12 protein-coding genes and 1 tRNA gene are annotated in these 13,103 nt (G+C 74.0%); 4 read left to right on the top strand and 9 right to left on the bottom strand.

What is annotated here, in order from left to right:
- Positions 1-121: 121 nt before the first annotated feature.
- Positions 122-1,246: a FecCD family ABC transporter permease gene (locus tag ACWEMJ_RS22935; protein WP_452138967.1), complete on the bottom strand. Its 1,125-nt coding sequence runs from the start codon at positions 1,244-1,246 to the stop codon at positions 122-124.
- Positions 1,243-2,274 carry a FecCD family ABC transporter permease gene (locus ACWEMJ_RS22940; protein ID WP_452138968.1) on the bottom strand — a complete coding sequence of 344 codons (1,032 nt, stop codon included), beginning with the start codon at positions 2,272-2,274 and terminating at the stop codon, positions 1,243-1,245. Before ACWEMJ_RS22940 ends, ACWEMJ_RS22935 begins: the two co-directional genes overlap by 4 nt.
- A gap of 145 nt (positions 2,275-2,419) precedes the next feature.
- On the opposite strand from ACWEMJ_RS22940, the gene ACWEMJ_RS22945 reads away from it, so the two are divergent.
- From ACWEMJ_RS22945 to sigJ, 4 genes are all read left to right on the top strand, one after another.
- The gene (locus ACWEMJ_RS22945) at positions 2,420-3,463 is read left to right on the top strand and encodes an ABC transporter substrate-binding protein (protein WP_452138969.1); all 1,044 of its coding nucleotides are present in this window, start codon (positions 2,420-2,422) and stop codon (positions 3,461-3,463) included.
- A gap of 31 nt (positions 3,464-3,494) precedes the next feature.
- Entirely contained in the window at positions 3,495-4,370 is an 876-nt protein-coding gene (locus tag ACWEMJ_RS22950) for a siderophore-interacting protein (protein ID WP_452138970.1), read from the top strand.
- A 111-nt stretch (positions 4,371-4,481) separates the two neighbouring features.
- Positions 4,482-5,084, top strand: coding sequence for a superoxide dismutase (locus ACWEMJ_RS22955; RefSeq protein WP_452138971.1), 603 nt, complete (start codon positions 4,482-4,484; stop codon positions 5,082-5,084).
- Positions 5,085-5,161: 77 nt separating this feature from the next.
- Entirely contained in the window at positions 5,162-6,055 is an 894-nt protein-coding gene (gene sigJ, locus ACWEMJ_RS22960; protein WP_452138972.1) for an RNA polymerase sigma factor SigJ, read from the top strand.
- Between the two features lie 30 nt (positions 6,056-6,085).
- Here the strand turns inward: sigJ and ACWEMJ_RS22965 are convergent, their stop codons facing one another.
- The 7 genes from ACWEMJ_RS22965 to ACWEMJ_RS22995 all read right to left on the bottom strand — a co-directional run bounded on the left by ACWEMJ_RS22965 (position 6,086) and on the right by ACWEMJ_RS22995 (position 12,963).
- Positions 6,086-6,490 carry a hypothetical protein gene (locus tag ACWEMJ_RS22965; protein WP_452138973.1) on the bottom strand — a complete coding sequence of 135 codons (405 nt, stop codon included), beginning with the start codon at positions 6,488-6,490 and terminating at the stop codon, positions 6,086-6,088.
- An 81-nt stretch (positions 6,491-6,571) separates the two neighbouring features.
- On the bottom strand, positions 6,572-7,435 hold the full coding sequence (locus tag ACWEMJ_RS22970; RefSeq protein WP_452138974.1) for a helix-turn-helix domain-containing protein: 864 nt from the start codon (positions 7,433-7,435) through the stop codon (positions 6,572-6,574).
- A gap of 214 nt (positions 7,436-7,649) precedes the next feature.
- Positions 7,650-7,723: transfer RNA gene (locus ACWEMJ_RS22975), tRNA-Thr, on the bottom strand.
- Positions 7,724-7,832: 109 nt separating this feature from the next.
- On the bottom strand, positions 7,833-8,489 hold the full coding sequence (gene leuE / locus ACWEMJ_RS22980; RefSeq protein WP_452138975.1) for a leucine efflux protein LeuE: 657 nt from the start codon (positions 8,487-8,489) through the stop codon (positions 7,833-7,835).
- 121 nt (positions 8,490-8,610) lie between these two features.
- Positions 8,611-10,209, bottom strand: a complete 1,599-nt coding sequence (locus ACWEMJ_RS22985; RefSeq protein ID WP_452138976.1) for an alpha/beta hydrolase — start codon at positions 10,207-10,209, stop codon at positions 8,611-8,613.
- A gap of 194 nt (positions 10,210-10,403) precedes the next feature.
- Entirely contained in the window at positions 10,404-11,480 is a 1,077-nt protein-coding gene (locus tag ACWEMJ_RS22990; protein ID WP_452138977.1) for a hypothetical protein, read from the bottom strand.
- A 277-nt stretch (positions 11,481-11,757) separates the two neighbouring features.
- A complete protein-coding gene (locus ACWEMJ_RS22995; RefSeq protein WP_452138978.1) occupies positions 11,758-12,963 on the bottom strand; it encodes a DNA polymerase III subunit delta' in 1,206 nt (401 codons plus the stop codon).
- Positions 12,964-13,103 lie beyond the last annotated feature (140 nt).

Raw genomic sequence — 13,103 nt, forward strand, 5'->3', positions numbered from 1 at the left:
GCGAAGGGGAACAAATCCGACGGCAAGATCGCGACGCGGGACAGTGACCTGCACGTGAGAGCGACCTCGCGGACACGGCCGGCGCTTGTCGCGCAGTCCTCCCCCCGGCGGGCCTGCGTCCTCACAACCGCCCCTCCCGCCGCCGCCCCGCCAGCAACCAGAGCAGGTACCCACCCCCCAGAACACCCGTGACCACCCCGACCGGCAACTGGCGTTCGCCGAACAGGTGCTGCGCAGCGAAGTCCGCGGTGACCAGCAGCGCCGCACCGGTACAGGCGGACGCGGCCAGGTTGGGCCCGGGCGCACCGGTGAGCCGGCGGGCGAGCTGGGGTGCCGTCAGGGCGACGAAGTTGACCGGTCCGGCGGCGGCCGCGGCGAGGGCGGCGAGCAGAACCGCCGCACCGAGCAGGCCGAGCCGCAGGCGTTCGGGTCGCACGCCGAGTCCGTTGGCGGCGTCGTCCCCGAGTTCGAGGGCGCGCAGCGCGGGCCCGCAGCCGAGCAGCACCAGCGGGAGCAGCACGGCGAGCGCGATCGCCAGCGGGCGGGCCTGTTCCCAGCCGCGGCCGTCGAGGCTGCCGGTGAGCCAGAGCACCGCGCGGGCGGCGTCCATGAGTTGGGTGCGGGTCAGCAGGTAGCCGTTGACGCCGGTGAGGATCGCGGCGGTGCCGATGCCGACCAGCACCAGCCGGGCGCCCTGCAGGCCGCCGCGCCGGGCGAGGGCGTAGATCGCGGCGCCGGTGAGCAGTCCGCCCGCGACCGCCCCGCCGGCCAGGGCCTGGGTGCTGCCGCCGGCCACCACGACCAGCAGTGCACCGGTGGACGCGCCCTGGGTGAAGCCGAGGATGTCGGGGCTGCCGAGCGGGTTGCGCACCAGGGTCTGGAACAGCGCGCCGGCCAGCGCCAGCGCGGCGCCGACCAGCAGCGCGGTGGCCACTCTCGGCAGGCGCAGCTGGTTGACGATGAAGTCCTCGGCGGGGGTGCCGTCGCCGAGCAGGGTGCGCACCACGTCGCCGGGGGCGAGCGGGTAGTCGCCGTGCCCGAGCGCGAGCACCCCGACCAGCAGCGCGACCGCCAGTACCCCGGCGCAGACGGCCAGTGCGCGGGGCCGGTAGCGCACCGAGTACCGGGCGATCCGCAGCGTCCTGGGCTGCCTCCCCCGCCGCCCCTCCGCGCGCCCTCCGACCGTCACAACCTCCGAACCCGCACCCGAACCCGCGCCCGCCCGGTCGCCCGTCGTCGTCCTCATGCCCGGGCCTTTCCCCGTCGTGCGAAGTACAGGAAGAACGGTCCGCCGAGGACGGCCGTGACGATGCCGACCTGGAGTTCGCCGGGCCGTCCCAGCACCCGGCCGAGCACGTCGGCGCCGAGCAGCAGCACGGGCGCGAGCAGCGCGCAGTACGGGAGCAGTCGGCGCAGGTCGGGGCCGGTGAGGGCGCGGACCAGGTGCGGGATCATCAGGCCGACGAAGACGATCGGCCCGCACGCGGCGGTGGCCGCGCCGCACAGCAGGGTGACGGCGAGGATCGCGGCGGCCCGGATCGCGGCGGGCCGGGCGCCGAGCGCGCGGGCCGCGTCGTCGCCGAGCGCGAGCGCGTTCAGCGGGCGGGCCAGCGCGAGGGCGAGCACCGCGCCGACGGCGACGAACGGCAGCACTCCGAGCACGGTGGACGGTTGCGCGCCGGCGAGCGAGCCGACCGTCCAGAACCGCATCTTGTCGAGCGAGGCGGTGTCCAGCAGCATGACGGCGCTGACGTACGAGTACAGGGTGGCGTTGAGCGCGGCGCCGGCCAGGGCGAGCCGGGCGGGGGTGGCGCCGCGTCCGCCGCCGACGGCGTAGACCAGCGCCGAGACGGCGGCCGCGCCGGCCAGCGCCCACCAGATGTAGCCGGTGAAGGAGCTGACGCCGAGGAAGGCGATGGCGGTGGCGACGGCGGCGGAGGCGCCGGCGTTGATGCCGAGCAGGCCGGGGTCGGCGAGCGGATTGCGGGTGAGGGCCTGCATGACGCCGCCGGCCAGGCCGAGCGCGGTGCCGGCGAGCAGGCCGAGCAGGGTCCGCGGCAGGCGCATCTCGTGGACGACGGTCCAGCCGGGGGCGGTCGGGTCGGTCAGTCCGTGCCAGACCTCGATGGGGCTCAACTGCCGTGCGCCGAGGCCGAGGCTGAGCACCAGGACGGCGAGCAGCACGAGCAGCCCGACGGCCGGGCCGAGGGCGGGCGGGAGGCCGCGCCGGGCGGTGGCGGCGCCGGGGGTCGCGGGGGAGCGGGTGGTGCTCAAGGGTGCTCCGGATCGGTCGGGGACTGCCGGCGGGGGCCGCTGGAGCGCCCCGCACGCCGAAACTTAGGTTAGGTTAACCTACCTAGCGCCTGCCCTGGTTGGCCGGCTCCCCACGCCCCCTGCTCCACCGAACCGAGGTACCGCCATGCCGTTCTCCTTCCGCCCGACCCGTCGCGGCCTGCTCGCCGCCGGCGGCGCCACCGCCCTGGGCGCGCTGCTCGCCGCCTGCGGATCCTCCGGCGGCAAGGACTCCGGCAAGGGCTCCGGCGGCGCGAACTCCGTTACCGCCAACGGCCCGTGGAGCTACACCGACGACCGCGGCAGGACCGTCACCGCCAAGTCCACCCCCACCCGGGTGGTCGCCTTCACCGGCGCGGCCGCCGCCCTCGCCGACTTCGGCCTGGACAAGCAGCTGGTCGGCGTCTTCGGCGAGACCAGGGCCGCCGACGGCAAGGCCGACCCGCAGGCGGGCAGCCTGAACATCGATCAGGTCGAGATCATCGGCAACGCCTGGGGCGAGTTCTCCATCGAGAAGTACGCGGCGCTGCGCCCCGAACTGCTGGTCACCCACATGTACGACCCGGACGCGTACTGGTACGTGCCGGACGAGTCCAAGGACAAGATCCTGCAGCTCGCCCCGGCGGTGCTCACCTCCACCGGCCGGGTGTCGATCCGTCAGCCGATCGAGCACTACGCCAAGCTCGCCGAGTCGCTCGGCGCGGACCTCACGGCGCCGAAGGCGGTGGACGCCAAGGCCCGCTTCGAGCAGGCCTCCGAGGCGCTGCGCCAGGCCGTCAAGGCGGCCGGCGGGATCAAGGTGATGGCCTGCTCGGGCAGCGCCGACCTGTTCTACGTCTCCAACCCGAAGATCTCCTGCGACCTGATCTACTTCGCCGAACTGGGCGTGGAGTTCGTGCAGCCGGAGAAGACCGACGGCGGCGACTACTACGAGGGCCTGAGCTGGGAGAACGCCGGCAAGTACGCGGCGGACCTGCTGCTGCTCGACCAGCGCTCCACCGCCCTCCAGCCCAAGGACCTGGCGGCCAAGCCCGCCTGGGGCCGGCTGCCCGCCGTGCAGGCCGAGCAGATCACCCCGTGGGACGCGGTGCCGCGGTTCTCGTACGCCGGGTTCGCCCCGCTGCTGGAGCGGCTGACCGCCGCGATCCAGAAGTCCCGCAAGCTGGGCTGAGCCGCGCCGACCGCTCCGAGAGGTGGAGGAAATGACCGTCCCGGCACAGGAGTTCGCGTTCTTCCCGGCGCAGGTGGTGCACACCCGCCGGCTCGGCCCGACCATGCTGCGGGTCACCTTCGGCGGCGCCGCGCTGGCCGGCTTCGCGAGCGGCGGGCGCGACCAGTCCTGCTCGCTGTTCCTGCCGCACCCGGGCCAGTCCGAGCCGCTGCTCCCGTACCGGGAGGGCGAGGGCTGGTTCGCCGCCTGGCGGGCGCTGCCGCCGACCGAGCGGGCGGTGATGCGCTCGTACACCGTCCGCGCCCACCGGACCGAACCGCCGCAGGTGGACGTGGACTTCGCCCTGCACGGCTCCGACCACGCCTCGTCCGGCCACGCCGCTTCCGAGCACGCCTCGTCCGGCCCGGCGGCCCGCTGGGCGGCGGGCGCCGCACCCGGCGACCGGGTGGTGCTGCTCGGCCCCGCCACGGCCGACAACCGCTCCATCGGCTTCCGGCCCCCGCCGGGCACCCGCACCGTCCTGCTGCTGGCCGACGAGACAGCGCTCCCCGCGGTCGGCGGCATCCTGGAGCAGCTGCCGGCCGGCACCCGCGCCCTGGTGTGGATCGAGGTGCCGGACGCGGGCGACATCCAGGACCTGCCCGACGCGGACGGCCTGGAGCTGACCTGGCTGATCCGCGAACCCGGCTCCCCGTCCCGCCTGTTGGCGTCCCTCCGCGAGGCCGACCTGCCCGCCGACGGCGCCTACGCGTGGATCGCCGGGGAGTCCGGCACCGTCAAGGAACTGCGCCGCCACCTGGTGCGCGAACGCGGGCTGGACCGGCGCGCGGTCGCGTTCTCCGGCTACTGGCGGCGCGGCGCGTCCGAGGACCGGCTGCGCGAGGAGGCCTACGGCGAGGACGCCTGACGACACGTGACGACACCCGCCCTTAATGCCCCATCATCGCTCCTGCAAAAGAGTTGCAATAGGGTGGCCCTCGCAACGGATCTTCCGTCCATCGAGAGGGGCTGCTCACCCATGGGTGCCTACACGCTGCCTGACCTGCCCTACGACTACTCCGCCCTGGAGCGGGCGATGTCCGCCGAAATCCTGGAGCTCCACCACTCCAAGCACCACCAGGCGTACGTCAACGGCGCCAACCTGACGCTGGAACAGCTCGCCGAAGCCCGCGACAAGGAGCAGTTCGGCTCGCTGGTCGGCCTGCAGAAGACCCTGGCCTTCAACCTGTCCGGCCACGTCCTGCACTCGCTGTTCTGGCAGAACCTCTCCCCCGAGGGCGGCGACCGCCCCGACGGCGCGCTCGCCGACGCCATCACCGAGCACTTCGGCACCTTCGAGGCGTTCAAGCAGCAGCTCACCACCGCCACCGTCGGCGTCCAGGGCTCCGGCTGGGGCATCCTCTCCTGGGAGCCGCTCGGCCGGCGCCTGATCGTCGAGCAGGTCTACGACCACCACGGCAACGTCGGCCAGGGCACCGTCCCGCTGCTCGCCTTCGACGCCTGGGAGCACGCCTACTACCTGCAGTACAAGAACGTCCGCCCCGACTACGTCACCCGCCTGTGGGACGTCGTGAACTGGCAGGACGTCACCACCCGCTTCACCGCCGCCACTTCCGCCTGACGGCAGCCGGCCGCCGGGACCCCGCACACCACGGGGCCCCGGCCCCGCGGCCGACCGGCCCCGCTACCGTGGGGCCCATGGACGCGGCACAGGAGTTCGAGACCCACCGGCCGCGGCTGTTCTCGCTCGGGTACCGGATGCTCGGATCCGCCGCCGAGGCCGAGGACGCCGTGCAGGACGCCTACCTGCGCTGGCACGGCACACCGCGCGAACAGATCGCCGCACCCGGGCCGTGGCTGAACAAGGTGCTCACCAACCTCTGCCTGAACCGCCTCACCTCCGCCCGCGCCCGCCGCGAGGAGTACCCCGGCACCTGGCTGCCCGAACCGGTCGCCACCGGCGACGGCGCCCTCGGGCCGATGGAACGCGCCGAACAGCGCGAGGCGGTCTCCTTCGCGGTCCTCACCCTGATGGAACGGCTCACCCCGCCCGAGCGGGCCGCCGTGGTGCTGCGCGACGCGTTCGGCTACAGCCACCGCGAGATCGCCGGCGTCCTCGACTGCACCGAACCGGCCGCCCGCCAGCTCTACCACCGCGGCCACCGGCACCTCACCGACGAGACCCCGCACCCCGCGCCCGACCCCGCGCAGAATGCCGCCCTGCTGCAACGCTTCCTGTCCGCCGCGGCCGACGGCGCCCTCGACCGGCTCGAACAACTCCTCGCCGAACACGTCGTGATCTGGGCCGACGGCGGCGGCAAGGTCCGCTCCGCGCTGCGCCCGGTCTCCGGCCGCGACAACGCCACCCGCTTCCTCGCCGGCCTCTTCGCCCGCTTCACCACCGGCGTCCACTTCACCCTCGCCGAGGCCAACGGCCTCCCCGCCGTCCTCGGCTGGGAGGGCGACCGCCTCACCTCCCTCGGCGCCATCGACCTCGGCCCGAACGGCATCACCACCGTCCGCATCCTCCGCAACCCCGACAAACTCGCCCACTACGCGGCCCACCACCACGCCGCAGCCCCGGGCCGGTGACCCGGCCCGGGGCTCTGAACTACCGAATCGCTACTTGCACTTCTCCAACAGGCTCGTGTCGTTGAGCCAGCCGTAGGTGTCCAGGTAGACCTCGGTGACGTAGACGTTGGCGTTGCCGTTGTCGTCGTCGGTCAGCAGCCAGATGTTGCTGGTGCGGCCGTTCTCCACCGCGTGGTAGGTCTGCCCGTACGTGTAGCACTTGAAGTAGTTCCGCGCCTTGTACAGCGTGCCGACGTGGCTGGACGCGTTGGCGTCCGGCGTCTTGTGCGACCACTGGTCGTAGACCGTGTTCAGGTAGACGAGGTTGTACCCGGAGGTCGTGGCGGACGGGGCGGCGGCCGTGCTGACCCCCGCCGTCGCGGTGAGGACAAGCGCTGCGGCGGCCACCGTGGTGGCCGCGCGCTTCGCGGCAGACGTGATCAGGTTGCGTGACATGGAGACTCTCCCGTTGGCTTCCTGGTGCTGGCGCCCGGCCCGGCTCGGCCGGTTCGTGTCGATTCTTTCCGGCGGCGACCGTCAGGGCGTTGTACTTTCTTGCTCGATTCCCGCCGCCGGCCCACCCCGCCGCAGCGCGGCCCTGACCACCTTCGGAAGCTCGCCGGCATGCTGCCGGAACACCCGCGTCAGATGGGCCTGATCGGCGAACCCGTACTTCGCGGCCAACTCCCGGAGGGTCCGCCCACCACCGAACTCCTCCACCACCGCACGCACCCTCAACTCGTTCCGGTAGCAGGTGAGCGTACGTCCCGTCACCGCCCGGAAGACCCGGCTGAGGTGGAACGGCGAACAGCCCACCAGGCGGCTGAGCTCCGCCAACCCCAACGTCGGCGGCCCGTCCACCAGCGCGGCGCACGCCCGATGGGCCAGCCGCCGGTGTGCCGTCGAAGCACGTCGCGGCAGCTCCCGAGCAGCCCCCAACCCGGCCACCAACCGGTTCGCCCGCTCCGCCACCTCCAGCGAATCCGCCCCGCCCCGACAGGCCGCCACCAGCCCCCGATGGGCCAGGTCGAGCCCCGCGTCCACCGGCAGCACCCGCGACCCGCCCCCACCCGGACACTCCCCCTGCACATCCTGATGGAACTGCAGCACCGTACTCAGCTCCGGCGCCCGAGCCAGATGCGCCACGGCCACCCCCTCCCCACCACCCACCACAAAGCCCGCGGTCGCATCCACGAAGTACTCACGTCCCCCGATCCGCACCACCAACCCCCCGGACCGGATCAGCGAAACAACCAACACCCCCTCCCCCGCCTCCCCCACCGCCCGGAACGACCGGTGATCCTCAAAACACGCCAACTCCGCAATCCCCAACCCCACCTGCCGAGCCAGCCACGTCCGCCTCACCCTCCCGTACTGCCCCACCCCGAGATCCCCCGCCATGTCCCCGTCCTCAGCATCCGAACCAATCCCCCGGACCAGCAGTCTGACGGCGCCCACCCACCCGCACCCCGGACACCGAAGCCCTTGGCGAGGACCAATTCAAAGATGACTCAATCCCCAGAAAAGCCCAGGCAAACCCCCTCCCCACAACCGGAATCCCCCCAAAACACAAAAAAGACCCAGACCGGATGATCTCCGACCTGGGTCTTACCTGAGCCGCCTGCGGGATTCGAACCCGCGACCTACGCATTACGAGTGCGTTGCTCTGGCCAACTGAGCTAAGGCGGCACCGCTGCCGGATGGGACCGGGCTGGTGGGCCCAGGGTCGCATTGGCAACGCGGGTCAGTCTACACAGTTTCCGGGGGTGATCCGTACGCGGTGGCGAGGTGGGGGTGGTCAGGCGGAGGAGACGGCGAGTTTGGCGGCGAAGCCGGCGAAGAGGACGGCGACGGTGGAGGTGAGGGCGGCGGAGAGACGCTTGCGGCGGCGGAAGGCGTCGGCGAGGGAGGTGCCCGCGAAGATCAGCAGCGAGAGGTAGAGGAAGGAGAAGGTCTGCAGGACGCCGCCGAGCAGGGCGAAGGAGAGGGCGGGGGCGCTGTAGGAGGTGTCGACGAACTGGGTGAAGAACGAGAGGAGGAACAAGATGGCCTTCGGGTTGAGCAGGCTGATCACCAGCGCCCGGCGGAACGGCCGCTCGGTGTCCGTCTCGGCGGCGGCGGGGTCGGCCGCGACGGCGGGCGAGGCCGACCGTTCGCGCCACAGCTGCCGGGCGGCGCGCAGCATGCCGAGGCCGATCCACAGCAGGTAGGCCGCGCCGCCGAACTTGACCACCGCGAAGACGGCGGGGTTGGCGCGCAGCAGGGAGGACGCGCCGAGGGCGGTGAGGCTGATCAGGGTGAAGTCGCCGAGGAAGACGCCGCAGGCGGCGCGGTACCCGGTGCGGATGCCTTTGCGGGCGGCCACGGAGAGCACGTAGAGGGAGTTCGGCCCGGGCAGCAGGACGATGACCAGTGCGCCGAGGACGTAGGAGGTGAGGTCGTGGACTCCGAACACTGCGGTCTCCTGGGTGGCCGAGAGGCAGGAACGCCGAAGGGGCTGCGCCATGCTAGCGCCAGCCCCTTCACGCACAAACACTCCTGACGGCAGCGTCCGTCATCCGGACACGCGGCCGGTCTCAGTCCTTGCAGACCTGGCCGTTCTCGGGCACCGCCCCGCCGAGCAGGTACCGGTTGACCGCGTCGTCGATGCAGGCGTTGTGCCGCCCGTACGCGGTGTGCCCGTCGCCGTCGTAGGTGAGCAGTCGTCCGGACTCCAGCTGCCCGGCCAGCGACTTGGCCCAGGCGTAGGGGGTGGCGGGGTCGCGGGTGGTGCCGACCACGACGATCGGGGCGGCGCCGGCCGCGCGGACGGTGTGCGGGGCGCCGGTGGCCTTGACCGGCCAGTAGGCGCAGCTGAGCGCCATCCAGGCCATGTCCCTGCCGAAGTGCGGCGCGGCCTTCTCGAACGCGGGGATCGCGGCGGCGACGGCGGCCGGGTCGGCGAACGAGGCCGGCAGGTCGAGGCAGTTGACGGACATGTTGGCGTACATCAGGTTTTCGTAACTACCGTCCGCAGAACGGTTGTAGTACTCGTCGGCGAGCTTCAGCAGCCCGCTGCCGTCGCCGGCCTGGGTGCCGGCCAGCGCGGCCCGCAGGTGCGGCCAGAGGGCCTCGGTGTACATCGCCTCGGCGACGCCGGTGAGCGCCTGGGCCTCGGTGAGCGGGCGGTTGGTGCCGGTGGCCATCGGCTCGGCGTCGAGCTGCTTGAACAGCGCGGTGAGCTTGTCGCCGGCCTCCTGCTCGGTGCGGCCGACCGGGCAGTCGTCGCGCTTGACGCAGTCCTTCGCGAACGCCGTCCACGCGGTCTCGAAGCCGCCGGCCTGGGTGAGGTTGCCGGTGACGGAGTCGAGCGAGGGGTCCATCGCGCCGTCCAGCACGACCTTGCCGACCTTGCCGGGGAACAGTCCGGCGTACGTCGCGCCGAGGAAGGTGCCGTACGACTTGCCGACGTAGTTGAGCTTCTGGTCGCCGACCAGCGCCCGCAGCATGTCCATGTCCCGGGCCGCGTCGATGGTGGAGACGTGGCCGAGCAGTTCGCCGGCCCGGGCCGAGCAGCCCGCCGCGAACTCCTTGTCGACGGCCACCAGGGCGTCGATCTCGGACTGGCTGTCGGGGGTGATGTCGGCGGCGGCGTAGGCGTCCATCCGCTCGCCGCTCAGACAGGTGATCGGCGCGGACTTGCCGACGCCGCGCGGGTCGAAGCCGACCAGGTCGTAGCCGGCCCGCACATTGGCGTCGTAGCGCGAGGCGACGGCCTGCACGTACTCGATCGCCGAGCCGCCGGGCCCGCCGGGGTTGAGCAGCAGGGAGCCCTGCCGGTGCGCCTGGTCGGTGGCGGGCTTGCGGATCGCGGACAGTTCCACGTCGTGGCCGTCGCCGGGGCGGGCGTAGTCCAGCGGCACCTTGAAGGTGGCGCACTCGAAGTCCGTGGTGCAGGGCTTCCAGCTCAGCTGCTGCGCGTAGTAGGGGACGAGCCCGGCGGGCAGGTCGGCGGGCAGCGCCTCCAGCGGGGTCGCGCCGTTCGCGGGGGCCGGTGCGTGGCTGTCCGCCGTACCGCCGGGCGAGCCGCCCGCCGTGGGCGCCGGGTTGCCCGAGGTGCAGCCCGCCAGCAGCAGGGACGCGGCGGCGGCCAGCGCGGCGGCGGGCAGGAGCCGGCGGGGCCGGGCGACTCTCATGAACGTGGGTCCTCTCCCCTGGAAACGGGCCGACCGCGGGCCGACCGCCCCGGCCGTCGCCGGGAGGCCGAGCCTAGCGGCCGCGAACGCCGCACCCGGGACGCCGCCGCCCACCTCGCGCCAAAGCCGATCATCACACCGCAGCCACCCGTACCGGCCGCGCCCGGGGCGGCCAGGGGGTGGTCAGAGGGCGCTCAGGGGGTCGGCAGCTGCTCCGTCAGGTACTGCACCGCGACCCGCAGCAGCCGCATCCGCTCCCGGTCCGCCGAGTAGTCCTGGACGACGTCGGAGATCCGCACCTCGGCCCGCGCCCCGGCGTCCCGCAGCGCCGACCGCACACCCCGGGCCGAGGCCAGCCCGTCCGCGTCCCCCTTCGCGGCGGCCAGCAGCAGCCGCGTCGAAGCCGCTCCCCTGCCCACCGCCGGTGCCTCGCCCGAGGCGGCGGCCAGCGCCGGCCCGTCGTAACGGCCGGACACCGCCGCGCCCGCCCCGTACAGGTCCGGCCGGGCCAGCGCGGCGGCGGCCGCACAGGGCGCGCCGTCGTCCACGCCCAGCACGGCCCAGCCGTCGGGGCCGGCCGGCCGGGTGCGGAACGCCGCGCCCACGGCCGCACGCAGGGCCGCGTCGTCCGCGACCGCCTGCGGGGCCGCCGCCACCAGCTCGCAGGGGTGGCCGGTGCCGATCGGCGCCTCGGGGGCGACCAGCACGAACGGGCGGGACTTGCCGAGCTCGACGGCCGAGGCCACGCCGTCGAACACACCCGGCAGGTCCTGGTCGGCGGTCCGCCCGGCCGTCCCGGAGTGCACCACGATCACCGGGAACCGGGCCGCCGGCTCCCGCCCGTACTCGGCGGGCAGCCACACCCGCACCGCACGCGGCTGCCCGTCCGGACCGGGCACCTCGCCCTCCAGCAGCTCCCCGCCCGCCGGACGGCTCACGTTGCTGAACAGCGCCTCCACCGGCGGCGGCGCGGCAGCGGCGGCCTCGGGGACGGGGGCGGGCCGCTCCGCGCCGACCACCGCCGCCGCCTGCCGCACCGGCACCCGGCCGGGCCGCTCCCCCATCAGCACCGTCACCCCGAGCGCGGACACGCACACCAGGCACAGCACCGCCGCCCCGGCCCGGACCAGCACCGGATGCACCCGGGCCGCCAGCTCGTACGTCTGCGCGGCCCGCAGATCCCGCCAGCGCGACACCGCCGACCGGGCCAGCCGACCGCCCACCGCCACAGCCGCCAGCATCACCAACAGGACGAGGAGCAATCGGGGCATGGGGGACGCACCACCTCGGGGAAGGACCGGCCGGACGCGGGCGCGTGGCCAGTGCACAGGGTGCAAGACCGCACGCCCCCTGACCGTCGGGCGGTACGGGCGTCTCCCCACCTTCACTCGAACGAGCTAACGGACCGACGGCGACACCCGCCGACAGCCCGGCACCGCCCCCGAGAGCGCCACCGCCACCGCCGCGATCACCCGCAGCGCCGGCGTCGCCCGCTCAACCCGCGACGCCGACACCGCCTCGACCGCCAGCAGCGCCGGCGTCGCCCGCTCAGCCCGCCCGCAGCGCCACCGTCATCGCCTCGACCGCCAGCAGCGGGTCCACGTTCCGGTCCAGCGCCCGCCGGCAGGCCAGCACGGCCTCGATCCGGCGCAGCGTGTTCTCCGCCGCGCCCTCGCCGGCCACCCGCTGCACGGCCGGCCGCTGGTCCTCGTTGGCGAGCGCCCCGCCCGCGCCCAGTTGGACGGCCAGCACGTCCCGGTAGAAGCCCAGCAGGTCGCCGAGCGCGACGCCCAGCGTCTCCCGGCGGGTCCGGGTCGCCCGGCTCTTCTGCCGCTTCTCCAGCTCCTTCACCGCGCCCGCCATGCCGCGCGGCGCCCGGCTGCCCTCGGCCGCGCCGTACGCGGCCCGCAGGTCGTCGGTCTCCTTGGCGTCCTGGGTCTCGGCCAGCGCCTCGGCGTCGGCCTTCGCGGTGTCGACCAGTCGCTGCGCGGCGGCCAGGCAGCCGCCGAGGTCGGCGACCTCCAGCGGAATCCGCAGCACCTCGGCGCGGCGGGCCCTGGCCTGTTCGTCCACGGCGAGCCGCCGGGAGCGGTCGATGTCGCCCTGCCCGGCCAGCGCGGCCAGCCTGGCCGCCTCGGGCTCCGCGCCGTCGCGCCGGACCAGCATGTCGGCGACCGCCTCGGCGGGGGGCGTGCGCAGCACCAGCAGGCGGCAGCGGGAGCGGATGGTCGGCAGCACGTCCTGCACGGACGGCGCGCACAGCAGCCACACCGTCCGCGGCGAGGGCTCCTCGACGCCCTTGAGCAGTGCGTTCGCGGCCGCTTCGGTGAGTCGGTGCGCGGCGTCCACCAGGATCACCGACCAGCGGCCGCCGGTCGGGTAGCTGGCGGCCCGCAGCACCAGGTCGCGCATGTCGCCGACGCCGATCGACAGCCCGTCGGTGCGGACCTGCTTGACGTCGGCGTGGCTGCCGGAGAGCACGGTGTGGCAGCCGTCGCAGAACCCGCAGCCGGGCGTCCCGCCGGTCTCCAGGTCGGGGCTGGTGCACTGGAGCGCCGCCGCGAAGGCGCGGGCCGCGGTCACCTGCCCGGCACCGGGCGGACCGGTGAACAGCCAGGCGTGCGTCATCAGCGAGGCGTTGCCCTCGGGGGCCTCGCCGCGGCCCGCCAGGACGGTGGCCCGGGCTGCCCTCGCGGCCGCCTGCAACTGTTCGACCACCCGGTCCTGTCCGACCAGGTCGTCCCACACACTCACGCCGCGCTCCTCCTCGCCCTCACCGACCCGACGAGCCTAACGCCGCGCGGGGACAGGCCCGGACGCGCCGACCGCTTCCGCCCCGGCCGGAACGCGAAGGCGCGGGGAGCCGCGCGCATCGCACGACTCCCCGCGCCCGG

This window comes from Kitasatospora sp. NPDC004531, assembly GCF_053602195.1.